Genomic DNA, 19,243 nt, shown 5'->3' on the forward strand with positions numbered 1-19,243 from the left:
GTGGTTGGGAACTCACAGGTCGAGGACCAATCGGGCGGACAGTGCGCGCGAGACGCAGATCATCATCGTGTCGTTGGCGGCGCGTTCGTCGTCGTCGAGGACGGAGTCCCGATGATCCGGAACGCCTTCCAGTACGGTCGTCCGGCAGGTGCCGCAGGTGCCTTCTTCGCAATTCGACAAGACGTAGATCCCCGCCTCGTCCACGACTTCGAGGATGGATTGGTCGGGCGGTACGACGAGTACCTCGTCACTGTCGACCAGTTCGATCTCGAAGGAGGTGTTGGGCGCGACCTCGGTGAGAGGTCTCGGCGCGAACCGCTCGACCTGAAGCGTCTTGTGCGGCCAATGCGCGCTCTTCGCCTCGACGGCCGCGATCAGGGGTTCGGGACCGCAGCAGTAGATCAGCGTCCCGGCCTGTGGTTCGTCCAGGAGTCGATCCAGCTCGATCAAGCCGCGACGGTCCTGCGGCCATTCGAGAACGCGCTCGGGATCGAAGCTCCTGATTTCGTCCCGGTAGGCCATCGACGCCTCGCTGCGACCGCCGTACACCAGTCGCCAGTCGGCGCCGGCCGCGTGTGCCGCGCCGATCATCGGGATGATCGGCGTGATTCCGATGCCGCCGGCAATGAACAGGTACCGCGGGGACTCGTGCAGCGGGAAGTGGTTGCGCGGCCCGGTCGCCGTCAGCACGTCACCGGCCTGGACCCGCTCGCACAACGCGGCGGAGCCGCCACGGCTCTCGGGCTCGCGCAACACGGCAATGCGCCACTGGCGGCGATCCTCAGGATCGCCACACAGCGAGTACTGCCGAACGAGCCCCGGGCGAACCTGTACGTCGATGTGACTCCCCGGGGTCCACGACGGCAACTCCGAGGCGTCGGCGGCGACGAGCAAGAGTTCGGTCACGCCGGACGACACCTGCCGGTGGGATCTCACCCGCAGGCACATGGTCGCTTCGCGCACCGCCTCCACTCCCACCGGGGCGTCAGATATTGACAATGACATAGTCGCGGTCGACCTCGACCTCGTACGTTTCACCGGAGTACGGACCGGGCTGGAACCCGGCCGCGGACAGCTCCGGATTCCTGGCCAGGGCCTCACCGGACTCCACATCGGTGGGATACGCCTTGACCTTGGTCTTCGCGGGGTCGAACCAGGACTGACCCGTGGCGATCTCGAACTCCCAGCCGTGCCAGGGACACCGGATGATCTCCCCGCGCATGACATAGTCGTAGTTCCCGGGCTTGTCCGAGCGCACCAGTCCGGATGTCACGCCCTCACACATCGGTCCGCCACCGTGCGGGCACTGATTGCGGATCGCGTAGAAGTTGCCTTTGACGTTGAAGACGCCGATCGACCGTTTGGCAATCTCGACCACTTTCCGCTGGCCGGGTGGAATCTCGTCGACCGTCGCCACCACGTACTTGGTCACATTGTCTCCTTGTCCAGAAGGCATCATTTGATTCCGGTCATCGAGATTCCGCGGGTGAAGTACTTCTGCGCGAACACGAAGACCAGGACGGTCGGGATGATGGCCAGCGTCGCTCCGGCCATCAGCGGGCCGTACTGGGTGCTGTCCTGGGTCTGGAAGAACGCCAGCCCGACCGGGACGGTGAACTTGTTGACATCGCTGAGGTAGACCAACGGGCCGAAGAAGTCGTTCCACACGTTGACGAAGGTCAGCACGGCCAGCGTGGCCAGGGCCGGCTTCGACAGCGGCAGGATGATGCTCACGAAGATCCGGAAGTGGCTGGCACCGTCGACGAGGGCGGCCTCGTCGTACTCCTTGGGGATGGTCATGAAGAACTGCCGGAGCAGGAACGTGCCGAATGTGTTGGCGACGATCGGCGGGATGATCAACGGGAAGTGGGTGTCGATCAGGCCGGCCTTGACATAGGCGGAGTACAGCGGCAGCACCATCAGCATGTCCGGGATCATCAGCGATGCGAGCAACAGCCCGAAGGCGGCGTCCCGTCCGCGGAACTGCAACCGCGCGAAGCCGTAGGCGCCCAAGGCACAGACCATCAGCCGGCCGATGATCACCAGCACCGTGATGTAGGCGCTGTTGCCCAGGAACCGGATGAAGGGCAGGACGCCGTTGTTGACGAGGTACGCGTAGTTGTCGAGGGTGAACGGGTTCGGGAGCAGGCGCGGGGTCAGGCTGATCACGTCGCCCGGCTCCTTGAACGAGCTGGACAGCATCCACAGGAACGGGCCGATGGCAATCAACGCCGCGATGACGCAGACGACGTACGTCGCCGTCGGTCCCACGATCCGGCCGGCCCGCCGTCGCCGTTCATCGCCGCCATCGTCGACCGGCTGCGGCGACCGCGGTGGTGCGATCCGTTCGGGAGCACGAGTGTCTTCGACCGTCATTGATAGAACACCCACCTCTTCGAAATCCGGTTCTGGATCCAGGTGACCGCGACAAGCACAGCGAAGAGCACGATCGCCAGGGCCGAGGCGTAGCCCATCCGTCGCAGCGAGAACGCCTCGTACCAGAGGTGGTAGATGTAGACGTACGTGCCGTCGCCCGGTCCGCCGCCCGTCATCACCAGGACGAGCGCGAAGACCTGGAAGGAGCCGATCGTCTGCAGGATCAGCAACAGGAAGATCGTCGGCGTCAGGAACGGGAGCGTCACGTGGAAGAAGCGTGAGAACCGGCCGGCCCCGTCGAGGGTGGCCGCTTCGATCAACGTCTCCGGGACCCCCTGCAGGCCGGCCAGGACGATGATCATGTTGAAGCCCATGTTCGCCCAGATCGCCGTGACGATCACCGCGGCCATGGCCGATCCGGGCTCGCCCAGCCAGTGCGGTCCGGTGATGCCGAACGAGGCCAGGACCGCGTTGATCACGCCGTACTGATCGCTGAACACCCACCGGCTGACGACGCCGACAGCGACCAGGGAGGTCACGTACGGCAGGAAGATCAGCGCCCGGATGACGGCCATCCCCCGGAGCCGGTTGTTGACCAGCACGGCCAGCGCGATCCCGATGATGATCCCGACCGGGACGTACCCGATCGTGTAGATGGCGGTGTTGATCAGGCTCTTGCCGAACAGTGGATCCTGCCCGGAGAACATCTCCTTGTAGTTGGCCACGCCGGTGAACTTCGGCGCGGCCAGGCCGTCCCAGTCGGTGAAGCTCGTCACCAGGGTCGGAAGGACCGGGATGACGTTGAACAGCAGCGTTCCGAGGACGACCGGCCCGATGAACATCCAGCCGCGGAGGTTGCGGCGCCGCCCTCCACGGCGCCGGTCGACCGCCGCAGGGTCCCTCGCCTGGAGGGTCTGGGTGGCCGTCACTTTGCCGCGACCTTCAGGTCGGGATCGGTGAGCGCTCCTCCCTTCTCGAGCAACTCCTTGCCCTTGTCCCCGCTCCAGCCGCGCTTCTTGATCTCGGCGTTGACGGCATCCCGTCCGCGCTTGAGGTAGTCGGTGGTGGCGAGTTTGCCGCTGACCAGGTTGTTGGCGTTGGTGCCTTCGACGAAGGAGTCGGCGAGCGCCGTGCCGATCGGCCCACGCGGGAACGGCACGTCGACCGGGTGGCCGGCGGCGGTGCCCAGCGCTTCAGCCCAGACGCTGGCCGTCTTCGGCCGCGGATGGTCGGTGAACGCGGCGCTCTTGGCGACCTCGGTCAGCGCGGGTACGGCGAACTGTGCCTTGGCCATGACATCCGATGCCGCCTTGCCACACAGCGCCTTCATCGCCAGGAAGGCGGCCTGCGGATCCTTCGCGGTCTTCGGGATGACCCAGGTCCGGGCGTAGTTCTTCGTCATCGCGAACAGCGGTGTCTTGGGCCAGGGCATCACGTCCCAGTCGACGTTCTTGCTGATCTGCGCGCTGATGTCCATGGCCTGCCACGTCATGGCAAGCTTTCCCGCGTTGAACAGCGGCAGGTACTCGACGTCGATCGTGGGGGCGAAACCCTCGCGGATGTAGGAGACCTGCTTGTCGATCGCGTCCAGCGTCTCCGGCTTGCCGTAACCACACTCGGTCTGGTTGTTGTAGAGCGCGGTGTCACCAGCACCGTACGCCGTGGGCTGGATCGTGTTGACCGCGTACTGCAGACCGTAGGTATCGGTCCGGCTGCCGCTCTTGTTCGTCAGCTTCCTGACCGCTGCGTCGAACTCGTCCCAGCTCCACGCATCGGCCCACGAGGTCGGCGCCGTGAGCCCGGCATCGGCGAACAGCTTCTTGTTGTAGTACAGGGCATTCGCACTCATGCCGGGCGTGATCGAGAACTGATACCCCTCGACCGCGACCTTGGTCGTGAACGTCGGGCTGTACTTGGTCAGATCGAACCCTGTACTGGCGTCCTGCATCATCTTGTCCAGCTGCAGGATCTTGCCGTTGGTCGCCAGGTCGTACACCCGGTCGTCGTCGATGCGCTGCAGATCGGCCGCCGTACCGGAGGCGAACTGCAGCATCACGCTCGCCCAGTCGTCGCCCGGCGCGGGCTTCCAGACGATCTTGATCTTGTGCTCGTCGAGGCTCTCCTTCTGAGCAGCCGCGATCATGTCCTTGAACATCTTCTGGGTGGTGGGATCGCCGACGGAACTGAAGGTCACCTCTGTCCAGCCTGACGGCGTACCGGACGATCCTGAGCCGCACGCGGCCAGCGAGGTCCCGGCGACGCCGGCGGCAGCCAGCCCCAGGCCCCCTTGGAGCAATCGGCGGCGGGTGAGCAACGAGCCGGAAGTCATGAGTGTCTCCCTCGGCAAGGCGGGGTCGCCCGGCGCAGGCCCCCGAAGTCTGCGCAACGACAGCTCTCTACACCGATGTACTACGTGGCGCCTGAGAGCTGTGGGCTATTGATCTGGGTGGTCCAAGTGTTGGCTCACTGACGCAGAGCTGTCAACACTATGCGGAAGAGTAGTTCCAATATGCGGAAGCTATCGATAGCGCTCTGACCCGTCCGGCGCACCACTTATGCTGGCTCCAGCGAATCCCGGCGTGGGGGTTGAGACAGAGAGCGGGACGGTGGAGAACAGGACGTCGGGGAGTGTCCAATCCGTCGAACGGGCGTTCCACCTGCTCGAGCTGCTGGCCGACAGCGGCGACTCGTCGCTGACCGAACTCTCGGCCGCGATCGACGTCCCGGCTCCGACCACGCGTCGATTCCTCAAGACGCTGGTCTCACTCGGCTACGCACGCCAACTGCCGAACCGCCACTACGGGCTGGGGCTCAAGCTGACGAGACTGGCGGGCCGGGTCGAGTCGCAGTTCGGCCCGATCGTGACACCGCACCTGGACACGCTCGCCCGGGAGATCGGCGAGTCGGCGAATCTGGCGGTACTGGAGGGCGACATGGTCGTCTACATCGCCCAGTCCCCCTCGCGGCATGCGATGCGGATGTTCACCGAGGTCGGGCACCGCGCGCACGCACATTCGACAGGGGTCGGGAAGGCGATCCTCGCCGCCCTGTCCGAGGACCAGGTGGCCCGCATCGTGAGCAGGGTCGGCATGCCGGCCGAGACCTCGCACACCATCACCGACCTGGCCAAGCTCCGCACGGAACTCAACCGGATCCGCCGCGCGGGCTACGCGACCGACAAGGGCGAACAGGAGATCGGCGTCGTCTGCTATGCCGTCGCGATCCCCGATGTCCCGATCTCGATGGCGATCTCGGTCTCCGGCCCGACGTTCCGGATGACGCAGGAACTCGGCAAGGCGGCCGTCCCCCTCCTGATCAGCGAGGCCCAAGCAATCTCCAAGGACCTGCTCGGCCTACTGGGGTGACTCCGCGGAGAGCACCCGAGCCTCGACCAGAATCTAGACAGGCAGTTCCAAGCAGCGGCGGGCCAGGTCCATCCGCCAAGCCGCATCGTCCGCCGGAGTGCCGGAGACGTCCGGGCGGGCGGTGAGCAGGCAGTGGTTGGCGTTCCGCGCGGCCAGCATCAGTGGCACGAGCCGCTCCCACTCGGTCGGCAGCGGCCGCGCGCTGCGATAGCCGGCCAGGTACGCGTCCCGCAGCTCGGGGTAGGCAGGGTTGTCTCTGACCGGACCCGGATAACCGGCGAGGTTGCCCAGCAACGGGACCAGGTCGTAGGCGAAGTACCCCCACCCGCAGTCGTCGAAGTCGAAGACGCTGACGTTCCAGCCTTCCGTGCCCCGGCGCAGGAAGCAGTTGCCGAGGATGTAGTCGATGTGCGTGATTCCGTACGCGTCCTCACCTCTGCCGAGGGCGTCGAAGGCCGTTTGTGTCCGCGCGGCGATCTCGGCGAACTGTGCGCGATCGGCCGGCGCGAGTACGTCCTCGACAGCGAGCGTCGGCCGGAACGGTGAAGCGGCCGGGTCGAACATGCCGTCGGCATCCCAACGTGGCAAGGCGAATCCGACCGACGGCCGGAAGGCTGCGCCGGCGTTGTGCAGCCGGCCGAGCGCACGCCCGAGCGCCCACACGCCGGCATCATCCAGGCCGTCTCCGACCGAGTGCACCCGTCCGTCCAGCCAGCTCAGCAGGTCGCAGTAACGCCGCTCGCCGCCGTACTCCGTCTCGACGACCAACGCCCCTTCCCGATCCGGCACTGGCTCCGGCACCGCGGGGTCGCCGGCCAACTCGGTGCCGATCGTGCGCACGAACTCGAGTTCCGAGCGGATCTGGTCCGCCGTGCGATACCCGGTTCGGTGGACCCGCAGCACGTAGCGCGTCGACGCCGCTCGCACCTCGAACGTCGCATTGAGGCCGAACGCGAGCGGACGCAAGGCCGGTTTGCCGGGCAGGTCGTAGGCGGCCAGCGCGGTACGGGCCACCGACTCCAGCCGCGCACCGCCGGACCCGTCGTCAGCAGTCGCGTAAGGCACGACCGCCAACATAGGCGTCCGAGCGAGAGCAGGACCACGGGTTTTCACAAGGTCCGATGGGGTGGTCATGCCGGTCGAGCTCCAGCAGGATCGCCGGCGGATCGACATGTGGCGTCAAGCACCCCAGGATGTTCGCATGGAGATCCTGACCCCGCCTCATGTCGACGACCGGGCTGAGGTCGCCACGCTCGGCATCACGGTGGTCACGCCGTTCCGCGGGATGTTGAAGGTGCGTGATCAGCTCCTGAACGAGCTGATCGGGTGGTTGGAGCAGGCGAACGTCGAACCTCGAGGGCACTTCTTCCTTCGGCTGCTCACGATCGACATGAACGGACCGATGGAACTCGAGGTCGGCGTGACCGGCACCAGCCATCCGGGCGACGACCGGGTGCGACCCGGCGTACTGCCCGCCGGTCAGTACGCATCCCTCATCTATCGCAACCATGCACTGCGGGCGAACCGCGCTCTGCTGGAGTGGTCCGAAGCCGAGGGACTCGTTCTCGACAAGGACGAAGTACCGGCCGGTGATCAGTTCGGCTGCCGCTACGAGGCGTACCACACGGACCCCCGACAGCAGCCACGCAAGACCCTCTGGGATGTCGAACTGGCCATCCGCCTCCGAGCCAACTGAGCTCAACGCCAGCGGTCGCGGTCATGGCCTTCTCCTGTTCGAGCACGCGGCCGGCTCGACGGTGCCAGGTGCGGTGGGTGCGGCGTACTCGAGCGGGAACTGGAATGCGCCGGCGACGACGTACACCGCGGCGGCGACAACGTGCAGGACGACCGGGGGCGGGTGAGGCGTCGATGCGCGGGTTCGTCGGCAACACCTGCGGGCCGCCGACGAGCTCGACGAGCCGGAGCGACCCGGCGACGAGCGGGATGAGGGTGAGTGCGATCAGCGCGGCAGGCACTCGCACGCTCGAACCGTCCCGGGAACCCGGCCGGCGCTGCGGCGCCGGCCGGGTGCCAGAGGCGGCGTGCTGGGTCATTTCGCATCCGCCGTCGCACGGATCGCGGCCGGCTGAGTGGTGACGGTTCGGGCCATGCGCCACAGCGAGTAGCCGAGGCCGATCATCGCGATGCCGTTCGGGAAGGCCAGCAGCCGGTAGAACGCGTCCGGCAGCAAGGAGAGCACGATGCTGACGACGCCACCGACGGCGAGCAGCGCGGCCGCCCAGCGGGCCAGAACGCGGGCGCGATAGAGCGCGATACCGAAGACGAGGCCGCCGGCCAGGTAGCCGAAGCCCTGGACCTGTTGGACGATCTGCAGCAGACCGATGTCGCCGGTGGCGGAGTGGCCCTTGGCCACGGCGATGACGTCGTTCACGTAGCCGGGGTTGGTGTCGGCGATGGAGGGCAGGACGAACGCGGCGATGGCGACGGTGCTCATGATGGCGAGGTAGCAGGTGCCGAGAACCAGGTAGCCGACGAGTCCGACGACCCCGTTCTTGCGGACCTGGCTCAGGTACATGCCGGTGATGCCGACCAGCGCCAGTACGGCCATCAGCAGCTTCAGCAAGTTCCGCACCATGACTTCGGTCGTGCCGATGGAGGTGGCGTCCAGGTGCGGGTGGTTGATCTGGACCCCGATGAAGATCAGTCCTGCGACGACCGCGGCGGCGCCTGCGGCCCGGCTGAGGGTGGTTGGCGTGATGGTCATGTCCGGCTCCTGTTCCGGTGGTCCGTGGCGGCTGCCGCGGTATGTCCGGAACGTATTTCGGGAGGTGGCGACCGGGCGTCACAACATGTGGTGACTGACGATGTGACATGTCCTCGCGGGACAGGTGAGTGCTACAGCAAGCCGAGCTCGCGGCCACGGCGGACGGCGGCCGAGCGGTTGTTGACGTCCAGCTTCGTGAAGATGCGCTTGGTGTGCGTACGGAGCGTGTTCAGCGAGACGAAGAGCCGGCGGGCCATCTCAGGGCCGGTCAACTCGCTGTCGAGGAGGCGCAGGACCTCGAGCTCGCGTTCGCTGAGCGGGTCGGCCAGTGATCCACGGGCAGGTACGTCGGCAGCACCGGTGCCGAGGAGTCGGCGAGCATGCCGGCGCAGTACGTCGTACTCGCCGCCCTCCTGGACGGACGCGGCCTCGTGGAGCAGGGCAAGCATCGGGACGCCTTCGTCGAGCAACAAGCGCACGTAGCCGTCCGGCTCCGGCGCCCTGGCCAGTGCCGCATCCAGCTCGGCCAGAGCCTCCGGTCGTTGCCCGCGCGCCTGATGAGTGAGGGCTCGCAGCATGCCGATCTCCAACAGACTGCCTGCGCGCGTCCGCTCAGCGTCGGCATACAGCCGGTCCAGCAGTGCAAGTACGTCTCCGAGTGGCGCGGTGCCACTGGCGAGCAGGAGCCGCACGAGCGTCAGGTGGTCGTACTCGCGCTGGAACGACGCGTCATCGGCCACGGCGACGTCGTGGTCGTCCGCCCACTGCTGAGCCGCAGCAAGGTCTCCGGCTGCGATGTCCACGCGGGCTCGCATGGCGGCGAGGGGGCGGAGGTCCGGGTAGAAGCCGGGCCGGTACAGCGTTGCCGCGTGGTCGAGCAGCTCCCTGGCGGTGGCGTGGTCGCCGTTCGAGACGCACACCTGGGCGGTGACGACGTACCAGCGGTGCCGGTTCTCTGTGATCGAGCCGCGCTCGCCGAGCACCCTCGCCGTCTCCAGATGGGCCTCTGCACTGACCAGATCACCCTGCTCACGGTCGAGCTCGGCCAGTCCCACGTGCAGGTCGGCGACAGCCCGCGGGTACGGCTCGCCGCCTCCGATCGCCGTCGCCAGGGCCTGCTCGTACAGCCGCCTTGCCCGATGGGGACGGCCTGCGGTGATCCACATATCGGAGAGCACCACCGTGGTGTCCAGCTCGTCGATCAGGTTCCCCGCCGCGTGCAGGCTCCGGACCGCGTCCGAGAACGTGGCCAAGGCCTCCTCGACGTCACCGGCCGCCCACGCAGCCAGACCGAGGTACCCGGACGCGGCTCCCAGCACGAAGTGGTCCTCGGCGCCCGCCAGCTCCAGCGCCCGCCGGGCGCACTGCACAGTGGCCGGTACGTCGTGCCGCGCTTGAGCCAGCGCAGCCCGGTAGACCCACACGGTCGCCGGGGCGGTCCGCAGGTCCTCGTTGTCAGCCCACGTTGCCGCGAGGGCCCGGTCTTGCGCGCCGGCCGCCAGCGCCGCCTCGGCATCATCGAGCCGGTGCTCCATCCCGTCCAGGTCACCAGCCGTCATCAGCGACCAAGCGGACACGATGCTCAGGACGGGGCTCCGCCGTACGACGGACTCTGGCAGCGACCGCATCCATTCCAGCATCAGGCTGTCCTGCCGTGCGCGGCGCAGCTCCGGCAGCGCCTCCTCCATCAGGTAGGCAGCGCGGTCGCGGTCACCTGCGGCGAGTGAGTGATGTACGGCGTCCGCGACCAGGTCGTGCGCGGCGTACCAAGCGCTCGCAGCCTGATGCAGCGTCGGCAGCTGCGCCGGGTGCTCAGCCATCAGGCGAGCGCGCAGGACATCGCCGAAGAGGTGGTGGTACCGATACCAGGAGCGCTCGGCATCCAGCGGGACCACGAAGACGTTGCCGCGGTCCAGCTCCTCCAGCACCTGACCACCGCCGACCCCACCGGTGACTGCATCACACAAGTCACCGGTCAGTCGGTCCAGGACCGCGGTGCGGAGGAGGAAGTCGCGGACCACCGCGTCCTGGCGGGCAAGGACCTCATCCACCAGGTAGTCGATGACGAAGCGATGGCTGCCGGTGAAGGCTCCGATGAACTCGGCAACGTCCCCGCGGTCCGCCATACCCCGCAGCGAGAGCGCAGCCAGCTGAAGACCGGCGATCCAGCCCTCGGTCCGTTCCTCCAGCGCCTGTACGTCGGTCTCGGTGAGCTGCAGTCCCATCATCTCGTTCAGGAACTCCCTGGCCTCCGCCGGCGCGAAGCGCAGATCCGCCGCCCGCACCTCCGTCAGCTGCCCGCGACTCCGCAGCCGCGACAGCGGGAACGGCGGATCCGCGCGCGTCGTCACCAGCAGATGCAGCTGATCCGGCGCGTGGTCGAGGAGGAAAGTCATGGCCTCGTGCACCTCAGGCGCGTGGATGACGTGGTAGTCGTCCAGCACGAGCAGCCAGTGGCTGTCCGGCGCCTGCCGCCCGGCGCGCACGAGCTCGTTGACCACCGCGATCATCGGCGCGTCGTCCAGTGCCGCTGGATCCAGGTCGAGACCGATGCCGGCGAGCGCCGCCCAGAGGTGGGCGAAGAAACGCGGCAGCACGTTGTCGCCCTCGTCGAGGGACAGCCACCCCACCCGCTCCTGGCCCGCGGCCCAGTCGCTGAGGAGCGTGGTCTTGCCGAAGCCGGCCGGCGCCGAGATGAGGGTGAGTCGGTGGCCGCGGTCCAGGGTGCTGTCCAACCGGCCGGCGAGCCGTGGGCGCGCCACCAGTTCCGACCGCCGGGCCGGCGGAAACAACTTGGTGGCGAGCACCGGAGTCGACACGTCCGGATCATAGCGGCGCGCCGTCGGCCCCGAGTAGCGCTCAGGACTTGTTGCCTACGGCAATGTCCAGATGAACCGCAGGGTGCGCCGGGTTACGACTCTCCGGAGAGGCGAGCGGAGTGGCGCGCGGGTTCGTAGGATTGTCATTCCGCACGGTCGCCCGGTGTGAGGAGAGCGCATGGAGTACAGATCGGCTCAGCACTCCATTCCGACCGCGACCCAGGGGGTTGCGCTGTGGGTGGCGGGAGCGTTCATTTCGCTGGCTTGTTTCGGGGTCGCGCGGATGAGTATCGGTACCGAAGGGCTGTTGTTCGGGGTCTTTCACGTGTCCGTGGTGGGCGGGATCCTGCAGCTGGCTCTCGGCGTCACCGCTCTGGTGATGGCGGGATCCGCGCGGCACTGCCGTGCGTTCCTGGCGGGCGCGGGACTGCTGATGGTCGTGCTGCTGGCCTACGGACAGTTAGGCCCGGCTCAGGTGGTCGCGGATCTGGTGCCTATCGGGCCGGCTGACGTGTGGCTGCACGTCGTACTGGCGCTCACGATGCTGGTGGGGGCAGCGCTGCCGGCCAGGATCAGCTGGCGGCGGATGAGTTGGCGGCGGCCTCATAAGATGCGGCCGGCCGTTACGGGGGAGAACGGCCGGACCGCGAGTTGAACGTAACAACCCGGTCCGGCGAGGCTCAAGACGCCTTCACCATTCGTCATCCGAGAGACATGCTCACACTGCGCCGCCCGATCCTGCCGTCATCAGATCGTCAAGTGGATGCGCTTGGAGTCGTCATGTCCGAACGCCGGTGAACGGGCCCTACCCGCACGGTGAACCGGGGACGAAACCCTGAATCCGTAGACACGTTACGTATATGCACCTACGTCTTTGTCCTGTCATTCTCAGGTCCGATGTTCGCGCCCCAGAACATCGTCCGCCCGTTTGAAGGAGAGAGAATGACGCCCGATTCTCCCCCACCTCGACGACGCGCGCGCACCCGCCGACTGCTCGGTGTCGTGCTCGGCACCGCCACGCTGATGGTCACCACCGCAGTGTCCGCGTACGCCGCTCCGCCACCGCATCTGCCGCAGAACGCCGGCGGCCACCGGCACGACTTCGAACACGTGATCTCGTGGATCAACCAGTCGGCCAACCAGGTCGAGTACGTGACCACCACGCAGCACTCCAGCCAGGTCACCTACGCCAGGTCGCAGGTGCGCTTCGACGGCTCGCACCCGAAGGTCGTCTACCACAAGGACGGCGCGAGCACGCACTTCTTCCGGCTGGCCAACAGCAACGACGAACCGCCGGAGAACCACTACCACAACTGGCGGTACCCGCCGCTGGTCGACTGGAACGGCTGGCCCAGCACCGGCCTGCGGGACACCCTGATGACCGCGGACTTCGGTTCCGCGACCATCAAGATCACCGACAAGGACGACCGCTTCCGCAACCTCCTGAACGCTTCGAAGCCCGCCGGCATCCCGTTCGACCCGTGGGCATGACCACCTGACGCACCCCACTGACCGGGTCTGAGCCGTCGCGCTCAGACCCGGTCTGTCGTGTCGATGAGGCGTGCGTCTCGCGCTGCCGGTGACGGAATTCATATCGGCGGGCAATGCATCGGGTGTGGAGTGGACGGCATGAACGATGAGCCCCGGTTCCTGGTTCCCGCTGTGGTGTTCGTGGCCCTGGTCGTCGCCGTGGTCGGAAGCCTCGGCGCGCCGCTGATCACCGCGGTCGCCGACCAGTACGACGTGTCCCTGGCGGCATCCCAATGGACCTTGACGATCCCGCTGCTGTCGGGTGCCGTGGCCACTCCGGTCCTCGGCCGGCTCGGATCCGGACCGCATCGCCGGGCCGTCGTCCTGACCACTCTGGGCATCGTCGTCCTTGGCAGCGCGCTGACCGTCGTACCGCTGCCGTTCGCCGTGCTGTTGATCGGGCGCGCGGCGCAAGGGACCGGGCTCGGTCTGACCGCCTTGACGATGGCGACCGCCACCGATCACCTCGGCGAACGGCGGGCAGCGAGCACGATCGCCTTGTTGTCGGTGGCATCGACCGCCGGCATCGGCGTCGGCTATCCCCTGGCCGGAGCGTTGACCGACGCCGCCGGCATCCGCGCGGCGTACGGCCTCGGGCTGGTGGTCACGGCCTTGGCCTTCGTCGCCGCGTTCGTGGTGCTTCCGCAGGCGCCGCCGCGGCCGGGTCGCCGAGTCGACATTCCCGGAGCGGCTCTCCTGACCGTCGGTCTACTGGCTCTCCTCGTCGTCATCAGTCAGACACAGCTCTGGCGAGACCACCCGACCTGGTCAGCGGCGATCCTGGCTGCCGCACTGCTTCTCCTGGTGCTGTGGGCCTTCGTCGAGACTCGCGTCGCGCATCCGCTGGTCGACATCCGTCTCCTCCGCCATCCGGCCGTCGCGGGCGCGAACCTGGTGATCTTCACCGGCGGTATCGGCATGTACCTCCTGCTCAGCCTGATCACCCGCTACGTCCAGACGCCCGCCGCGACCGGCTACGGCTTCGACCTGAACACCTTCGAGGCCGGTCTGATCCTGGTCCCCTTCTCGGTGGCCGGCTTCGCCGCCGGGAAGTTCCTGCCGCGGCTGCGCCTCAGCCCGCGGAGCCGACTCGCCGCGAGCGCCACGACGGTGCTCGTCGCCTTCGTCCTCTTCGCGCTGACCCGCTCCCACCTCGCTGGACCTGTGGTCGCGATGACGGTCCTCGGCCTCGGCGTCGGCGCGTTCTTCGCATCCATGCCGGCCGTGATCCTGGCCGTGACGCCGAAGTCCGAGACCGCCAGCGCGATGAGCGTCAACCAGGTCGTCCGCAGCATCGGCTTCTCGATCGGCAGCGCGCTGACCGGCATCGTCCTCGCCGCACAGACCACCGACCGGTTCCCCGCCGAGCCGGCCTACGCCACCGCGGCCTGGACCGGCGCCGCCATCACCGCCGCCACGATCGTCCTCACCCTCGGCGTACTGCGGCGGAGCTGAAGTGATTGCGGAAGTCGCGCGGGCTCATCGCGTTCTGCGTGCGGAAGCGGCGGTTGAAGTGCGAGAGGTTGGGATAGCCGCAGCCGGTCGCGATCGCGCTGATCGGCGTGTCCGACTCGATCAGCCGACGGGACGCCTCGGCCAGCCGTACGTCGTTGACGTAGTCGGTGAACGTCCGGCCGGTGTGCCGCCGGAAGAACCGACTGAACGCGTCCGGTGACATCGAGACCAGCGCCGCGGCCGCACCGATGGCGAGGCGTTCGGCGTAGTCGCGACGTACCAGGCCGATCACGCGGTCGATCCGATCTCGGGCGGCGGCATCGACGTCGGTGACGAGGGAACGGGTCGCGATGGTCTCAGCCGGCTGACCGGCCAGCGACACCAGGATCTCGAGGACGGCGAGTGTCCCCCTCGCCGCGTCGGTGGTGTTGCTCAGGGCAACCATGGCATCCGGGACACCGTCGGCGCCGTCGAAGCGTAAGCCACAGTCGGATCGGGCCAGCAGGCGCCGTACGCCGCGGAACTCAGGCCGATCGAAGAACCCGGTGCCGAACGCGTCGTACAGGAACTGCACGGTCACGGCCTCATGCCACCCGGCCGCCTCCGACTCCCAGGTGTGCGGCGTCTCCGCCCCCAGCAGGACCAGATCCCCGGGACCGTAGTCGGCGACCCGATCACCGACGTAGCGCCGGCCCGATCCGGCGACGATCAGCGTCAGTTCGTACTCCGGGTGGTAGTGCCAGTCGAACCCGAACCGTGGCTCCGCCCGCAGCCCGAGATGCCACGACTGATGCGGCGAGGCAGGGATGTGCTCGTACGCCGGCCGCATGCCAGAACAGTACTCTGCCGACGCCCGACCGCCATCCGCCCTATCGAATTGGTCAGCAGAGTACCGGTTTTGGCCGCTGGACGCGTGGCACCCCGATCGCCGCTGAGGAGAAACTGGTCACCATTCGCCGATTGGGAGGCCCGATGACCACCACCGCCACCGAACTCGACCAGCCGTACGCCGTCAGTCCGGGCGCCGTCGACCAGTACGCCGCTGACGGCTACGTGAAGCTGCGCGGCGTACTGAGCCCCGACGTCGTGGCGCACTACGAGCCCGAGATCACCGAGCAGGTCCTCCGGATCAACACCCAGCACCTGCCGCTGGCCGAACGCAACACCTACAGCCGCGCGTTCCTCCAGGTCGAGAACCTGTGGCGGCACAGCGACGCGGTCCGCGAGTTCGTCTTCTCCCGCCGCCTCGCCGGGATCGCCGCTCAGCTTCTCGGTGTGCCGTCGGTGCGGCTGTACCACGACCAGGCGCTCTACAAGGAGGCAGGCGGAGGCTTCACGCCGTGGCACGTCGACCAGCACTACTGGCCGCTGTCGACGGACCGCACCGTCACCGCCTGGATTCCACTGCAGGACACTCCGACGGAGCTCGGTCCGCTGACGTTCGCGGCCGGCAGCCACCGGTCGGGGTACGGCCGTGAGCTCGAGATCAGCGACGAGTCCGAGGCCAAGCTGGACACCTTCGTGACCGAGTCCGGGTTCCGCGTCGACGATTCGCCGTACGCGATCGGGGATGTCAGCTTCCACTCGGGCTGGACGATCCACCGCGCCCCGGGCAACTCCAGTACGACGCCACGCCGGGTGATAACCGTGATCTACATGGACGCGGCGATCGAGATCGCGCCGCCGGCGAATCCCTTCCAGCAGGGCGATCTCGCCGCGTTCCTCGGCAACCGCGCACCGGGCACCGTCGCCGACGGCCCGTTGAACCCCGTCCTCCACTGAGCTCCGGTTGCTGCCGGCAACAAGTGTGAGCGGCGAACTCGACGATGGTCACATCGCTTCGCCGTCACGCAGCCTCGACGTCGAAGACCTTGTCGAGGCCGGTACGGCGCAGTACGTCGGTCATCTTCCGGCTGGCGTGCCGGATGACCACCCCACCGCCACGACGGCGGCAGGTGCGGTGCGTGTCGAGCAGTTCGGCCAGCAGGGTCGACGAGATCTGGCCCAGGTCGGACACGTCGACGACCACCAGGCACACGCCCTCCATCACGAGCTCGCGCAGTCGCCAGCGCAGTGCGGTCAGGCCGTCGTTCAGGTCGGTGTCGGACAACGTGACGATGGCCTTCTGGGGAAGTGGACCGTGGCTCGTCTCGGTCATCGACGGGTCCTCCGATGCAGTTGTGGCACTGGTACAACCCTGCGCCTCGGACTTTGAGATCGGTGGTGGTCCTTCTTTACGATCGGATGACATGCGGTGCCCAGCCCGTCACAACCGCGTTCGGAGTTGCGAGGATGTGCCGGTGCCGATGCAGGTGTTGATCGTGGAGGACGACGATCGCATTCGGGCCGTACTGCGGCTCGCCCTCGAGGACGAGGGCTACCAGGTCGCCGAGGCAGCGGATACGCCGACGGCGCTGGAACAGGCACGGGCCGCGATGCCGGACCTGATGATGGTCGACCTGATGCTCGGCGAGATCGACGGCTACACGTGCATCCGGGAGATCCGCCGGATCAGCGACATCCCGATCGTGATCGTCAGCGCGCGGTCCGACACCCACGACATCGTGGCCGGACTGGAGGCCGGTGCGGACGACTACGTCACCAAGCCGTTCCAGGTGAAAGAGATCACCGCGCGGCTGCGGGCGCTGCGCCGGCGGCTGCGGACCAGCGCGGAGGCGGCCGAGCCCGACATCGTGCTGGACTCCGATCCGGGCCGGCGGCTGATGCTGTCCACGTCCCGGGGCGCGGTCCGGCTGGACGGCCAGGACGTCCCGCTGACCGTCACCGAGTACCGGCTGCTGGTCGAGCTCGCCTCGCCACCCGGCCGGGTGCTCAGCCGGTCGGCGCTGCTGGCCTCGGTCTGGGAACACGGGTACTACGGCGACGAACGCATCGTCGACGTCCACATCAGACGATTGCGCACCAAGGTCGAGCGTGATCCCGGACGACCTCAACTCGTGACCACGGTCCGGGGAATGGGCTACCGGCTGGATCCGCGATGAGATTCGGCGTGCACGCCCTGGGGCTGCGGCACCGGCTGGTGCTCGCCTTCGCCGTGGTGGCGCTGCTCGTCTCCGCTGTGTTTGCCATCAGCACCTATCTCCTCGCCCGCGGCTACCTGCTCGCCCAGCGGGAGAAAGTCGTCCAGCACCAGACTTTCGCGGATGCAGCGTACGTCCAGCGCCGGCTGTCGAGTGCCGGCGCCGATGTCTCTGCGGTCCTGACCGCGGCCGGGACCCCGGCGGGTCACTCGATCATCCTGCGGTGGCGAGACCAGTGGTACGCGTCCGCGCTCGACGAGGGACGGGACGCCGTACCGGGTGGGGTGCTGGAAGAGATCGCGAACGGCCGTCCGGCCAGTCAGCGGTTCCGGTCGGACGACGAGGCGTACATGGTGGTCGGAGTGCCACTGCCCTCGGTCAACGGGCAGTTCTACGAGATCGCTCCTCTCAGTGAGCTCGACGGAAACCTGCGGCTGCTCAGCGGGATCCTGATGGGTGGCGCGGCGCTGGCGACCGCCGCGGGTGCCGGCCTGGGGCTCTGGGCGAGCCGATCCGTCGTCACCCCGCTGAACCGGGTCGCCGTCACCGCCGCGTCGATCGCCGGCGGCGAGCTCGACACCCGGCTGCCCGCGACGGAGGACCCGGAGCTCGCCACGATCGTCGGATCCTTCAACAGCATGGTCGACACGTTGCAGCAGCGGATCAACCGCGACGCCCGGCTGGCCGCCGACGTCAGCCATGAGCTCCGCTCCCCCTTGACCACACTCGTCGGCAGCGTCGACCTCCTGAACGCGCGACGCGACGAGCTGCCGGAGCGGTCGCAGCGGGCCCTGGACCTCGTCACCGCCGACCTGCAACGGTTCCGGCGGCTGCTCGACGACCTGCTCGAGCTGGCCAGGTCCGACGGCGGTCTCGACCAGCGGCCCAGCACGACCGTCGATCTGGGCGAACTGCTCCGCCAGGTCCTCGGCGAGGTCGGCCGCGAACCCACCCTGCTGCGCGGCGGGACGGACGTCGTCGTGAAGGCCGACAAGCCTCGCTTGGGCAGGCTGTTCCGCAACCTGTTCGAGAACGCCGAGACGCATGGCGGTGGGCTGACCGCTGTCGAGGTCGCCCAGGTCGACGAGGACGTCCTGGTGCTGGTCGACGACGGCGGCCCGGGGATCCCGCCGCACGATCGGGAGCGCGTGTTCGAGCGGTTCGCCACCGGCGCGACCAAACGCGGATCGTCGTCGGGGACAGGTCTCGGTCTGGCACTCGTCGCGGAGACCGTCGCGATCCATGGTGGTGCGGTCTGGTGTTCGGCGTCTCCGACCGGCGGCGCGCGGTTCGTCGTACGGCTGCCGGAGGCGCGGGCATGAAGGCGACCGCCGTGGCCGTCGCAGCGGCCCTGGTACTGGTCGGCTGTGGGGTTCCGGTCCAGGAGGACCCGGCGCCGATCGACCCCGGGGCGATCCCGTCCCGGTTGCGCACCGCCAGCAGGCCGACGACGGGACCGGCCCCGGCGACGTCCGGACAGGCGACGGTTCAGGTGAACTTCGTCCGTCGGGACCGGCTGGTCGCGCTGAACCGGGAGGCGCCGAGCACGACGTCGACCGAGTTGATGAGCGCCGTACTCCAGGGGCTGCAGGACGGACCGACCGCGACCGAGCGGGCCGGGGGCCTCACGTCCGCCCTGCAGCCGGGACTGAGGTTGGGCGTGATCCAGGTTCAGGCGAAGAGCGTCGTACTCGAACTGTCCGGGGAGACCGGCGGCCGGTCCGCGGCCGAGAACGTCCTGGCCGTCGGGCAGATCGTCTTGTCCGTGACCGCGTTGCCGGCCGTCGACGAGGTGACGTTCTCGCACAACGGGGTACCGGTGGAGGCGCTGCTGGCGGACGGCTCGCTGACGACGAAGCCGCTCACCGCCAAGGACTACGAGGCGTTGCGGTCGCAGTGAGCGGGCCCAGGTTTTGACGAGCATGCTGAGGA

Annotated in this window: 19 protein-coding genes; 9 read left to right on the top strand and 10 right to left on the bottom strand. The window is 67.9% G+C overall.

The window, feature by feature from the left end:
* Window positions 1–12: 12 nt before the first annotated feature.
* The 5 genes from OG817_RS28995 to OG817_RS29015 all read right to left on the bottom strand — a co-directional run bounded on the left by OG817_RS28995 (window position 13) and on the right by OG817_RS29015 (window position 4,705).
* The gene (locus OG817_RS28995) at window positions 13–906 is read right to left on the bottom strand and encodes a PDR/VanB family oxidoreductase (protein ID WP_406047737.1); all 894 of its coding nucleotides are present in this window, start codon (window positions 904–906) and stop codon (window positions 13–15) included.
* 79 nt (window positions 907–985) lie between these two features.
* A complete protein-coding gene (locus tag OG817_RS29000) occupies window positions 986–1,432 on the bottom strand; it encodes a Rieske (2Fe-2S) protein (protein ID WP_360445440.1) in 447 nt (148 codons plus the stop codon).
* Between the two features lie 23 nt (window positions 1,433–1,455).
* A complete protein-coding gene (locus OG817_RS29005; protein WP_406047738.1) occupies window positions 1,456–2,376 on the bottom strand; it encodes a carbohydrate ABC transporter permease in 921 nt (306 codons plus the stop codon).
* Complete coding sequence (locus OG817_RS29010) at window positions 2,373–3,305, bottom strand: carbohydrate ABC transporter permease (protein WP_406047739.1); 933 nt, start codon at window positions 3,303–3,305, stop codon at window positions 2,373–2,375. The genes OG817_RS29005 and OG817_RS29010 overlap by 4 nt, the downstream gene beginning before the upstream one ends.
* A complete protein-coding gene (locus OG817_RS29015; protein ID WP_406047740.1) occupies window positions 3,302–4,705 on the bottom strand; it encodes an extracellular solute-binding protein in 1,404 nt (467 codons plus the stop codon). Before OG817_RS29015 ends, OG817_RS29010 begins: the two co-directional genes overlap by 4 nt.
* Before the next feature lie 277 nt (window positions 4,706–4,982).
* Here OG817_RS29015 and OG817_RS29020 point away from each other — a divergent pair, with 277 nt between their 5' ends.
* On the top strand, window positions 4,983–5,741 hold the full coding sequence (locus OG817_RS29020) for an IclR family transcriptional regulator (RefSeq protein ID WP_406047741.1): 759 nt from the start codon (window positions 4,983–4,985) through the stop codon (window positions 5,739–5,741).
* Between the two features lie 33 nt (window positions 5,742–5,774).
* Here the strand turns inward: OG817_RS29020 and OG817_RS29025 are convergent, their stop codons facing one another.
* A complete protein-coding gene (locus OG817_RS29025) occupies window positions 5,775–6,806 on the bottom strand; it encodes a phosphotransferase enzyme family protein (RefSeq protein ID WP_406047742.1) in 1,032 nt (343 codons plus the stop codon).
* Window positions 6,807–6,942: 136 nt separating this feature from the next.
* Here OG817_RS29025 and OG817_RS29030 point away from each other — a divergent pair, with 136 nt between their 5' ends.
* Window positions 6,943–7,437, top strand: a complete 495-nt coding sequence (locus tag OG817_RS29030; RefSeq protein ID WP_406047743.1) for a hypothetical protein — start codon at window positions 6,943–6,945, stop codon at window positions 7,435–7,437.
* A 354-nt stretch (window positions 7,438–7,791) separates the two neighbouring features.
* Here the strand turns inward: OG817_RS29030 and OG817_RS29035 are convergent, their stop codons facing one another.
* On the bottom strand, window positions 7,792–8,466 hold the full coding sequence (locus OG817_RS29035) for a hypothetical protein (RefSeq protein ID WP_406047744.1): 675 nt from the start codon (window positions 8,464–8,466) through the stop codon (window positions 7,792–7,794).
* A 131-nt stretch (window positions 8,467–8,597) separates the two neighbouring features.
* A complete protein-coding gene (locus OG817_RS29040) occupies window positions 8,598–11,285 on the bottom strand; it encodes a LuxR C-terminal-related transcriptional regulator (RefSeq protein ID WP_406047745.1) in 2,688 nt (895 codons plus the stop codon).
* Between the two features lie 178 nt (window positions 11,286–11,463).
* Between OG817_RS29040 and OG817_RS29045 the strand changes: the two genes are divergently transcribed.
* The 3 genes from OG817_RS29045 to OG817_RS29055 all read left to right on the top strand — a co-directional run bounded on the left by OG817_RS29045 (window position 11,464) and on the right by OG817_RS29055 (window position 14,270).
* Window positions 11,464–11,940, top strand: coding sequence for a DUF4383 domain-containing protein (locus tag OG817_RS29045; protein ID WP_406047746.1), 477 nt, complete (start codon window positions 11,464–11,466; stop codon window positions 11,938–11,940).
* 287 nt (window positions 11,941–12,227) lie between these two features.
* Window positions 12,228–12,776 carry an NPP1 family protein gene (locus OG817_RS29050; RefSeq protein WP_406047747.1) on the top strand — a complete coding sequence of 183 codons (549 nt, stop codon included), beginning with the start codon at window positions 12,228–12,230 and terminating at the stop codon, window positions 12,774–12,776.
* 138 nt (window positions 12,777–12,914) lie between these two features.
* Window positions 12,915–14,270, top strand: a complete 1,356-nt coding sequence (locus tag OG817_RS29055) for an MFS transporter (protein ID WP_406047748.1) — start codon at window positions 12,915–12,917, stop codon at window positions 14,268–14,270.
* On the opposite strand, the gene OG817_RS29060 is transcribed toward OG817_RS29055, so the two are convergent.
* On the bottom strand, window positions 14,242–15,099 hold the full coding sequence (locus tag OG817_RS29060) for an AraC family transcriptional regulator (protein WP_406047749.1): 858 nt from the start codon (window positions 15,097–15,099) through the stop codon (window positions 14,242–14,244). The two genes, OG817_RS29055 and OG817_RS29060, sit on opposite strands and share 29 nt — an antisense overlap.
* A gap of 143 nt (window positions 15,100–15,242) precedes the next feature.
* Between OG817_RS29060 and OG817_RS29065 the strand changes: the two genes are divergently transcribed.
* Window positions 15,243–16,052 (top strand): phytanoyl-CoA dioxygenase family protein, encoded by an 810-nt coding sequence (locus OG817_RS29065; RefSeq protein WP_406047750.1) that lies wholly within the window; start codon window positions 15,243–15,245, stop codon window positions 16,050–16,052.
* 64 nt (window positions 16,053–16,116) lie between these two features.
* Here the strand turns inward: OG817_RS29065 and OG817_RS29070 are convergent, their stop codons facing one another.
* Window positions 16,117–16,428: an STAS domain-containing protein gene (locus OG817_RS29070; protein ID WP_406047751.1), complete on the bottom strand. Its 312-nt coding sequence runs from the start codon at window positions 16,426–16,428 to the stop codon at window positions 16,117–16,119.
* A gap of 148 nt (window positions 16,429–16,576) precedes the next feature.
* On the opposite strand from OG817_RS29070, the gene OG817_RS29075 reads away from it, so the two are divergent.
* From OG817_RS29075 to OG817_RS29085, 3 genes are read left to right on the top strand one after another with little or no spacing between them, the layout of a single operon-like run.
* A complete protein-coding gene (locus OG817_RS29075) occupies window positions 16,577–17,272 on the top strand; it encodes a response regulator (RefSeq protein ID WP_393388742.1) in 696 nt (231 codons plus the stop codon).
* Entirely contained in the window at window positions 17,269–18,633 is a 1,365-nt protein-coding gene (locus OG817_RS29080) for an ATP-binding protein (RefSeq protein WP_406047752.1), read from the top strand. The genes OG817_RS29075 and OG817_RS29080 overlap by 4 nt, the downstream gene beginning before the upstream one ends.
* Window positions 18,630–19,211: a GerMN domain-containing protein gene (locus OG817_RS29085; RefSeq protein ID WP_406047753.1), complete on the top strand. Its 582-nt coding sequence runs from the start codon at window positions 18,630–18,632 to the stop codon at window positions 19,209–19,211. The genes OG817_RS29080 and OG817_RS29085 overlap by 4 nt, the downstream gene beginning before the upstream one ends.
* Window positions 19,212–19,243: the final 32 nt, after the last annotated feature.

It is taken from the genome of Kribbella sp. NBC_00889, from assembly GCF_045207705.1.
Classification (GTDB): Bacteria; Actinomycetota; Actinomycetes; order Propionibacteriales; family Kribbellaceae; genus Kribbella.

Coding starts and splice junctions, on each gene's coding strand:
- OG817_RS29005 (WP_406047738.1), bottom strand. CDS start 2,376: ATGACGGTCGAAGACACTCGTGCTCCCGAACGGATCGCACCACCGCGG.
- OG817_RS29015 (WP_406047740.1), bottom strand. CDS start 4,705: ATGACTTCCGGCTCGTTGCTCACCCGCCGCCGATTGCTCCAAGGGGGC.
- OG817_RS29030 (WP_406047743.1), top strand. CDS start 6,943: ATGGAGATCCTGACCCCGCCTCATGTCGACGACCGGGCTGAGGTCGCC.
- OG817_RS29035 (WP_406047744.1), bottom strand. CDS start 8,466: ATGACCATCACGCCAACCACCCTCAGCCGGGCCGCAGGCGCCGCCGCG.
- OG817_RS29045 (WP_406047746.1), top strand. CDS start 11,464: ATGGAGTACAGATCGGCTCAGCACTCCATTCCGACCGCGACCCAGGGG.
- OG817_RS29050 (WP_406047747.1), top strand. CDS start 12,228: ATGACGCCCGATTCTCCCCCACCTCGACGACGCGCGCGCACCCGCCGA.
- OG817_RS29055 (WP_406047748.1), top strand. CDS start 12,915: ATGAACGATGAGCCCCGGTTCCTGGTTCCCGCTGTGGTGTTCGTGGCC.
- OG817_RS29060 (WP_406047749.1), bottom strand. CDS start 15,099: ATGCGGCCGGCGTACGAGCACATCCCTGCCTCGCCGCATCAGTCGTGG.
- OG817_RS29065 (WP_406047750.1), top strand. CDS start 15,243: ATGACCACCACCGCCACCGAACTCGACCAGCCGTACGCCGTCAGTCCG.
- OG817_RS29070 (WP_406047751.1), bottom strand. CDS start 16,428: ATGACCGAGACGAGCCACGGTCCACTTCCCCAGAAGGCCATCGTCACG.
- OG817_RS29075 (WP_393388742.1), top strand. CDS start 16,577: ATGCAGGTGTTGATCGTGGAGGACGACGATCGCATTCGGGCCGTACTG.
- OG817_RS29080 (WP_406047752.1), top strand. CDS start 17,269: ATGAGATTCGGCGTGCACGCCCTGGGGCTGCGGCACCGGCTGGTGCTC.
- OG817_RS29085 (WP_406047753.1), top strand. CDS start 18,630: ATGAAGGCGACCGCCGTGGCCGTCGCAGCGGCCCTGGTACTGGTCGGC.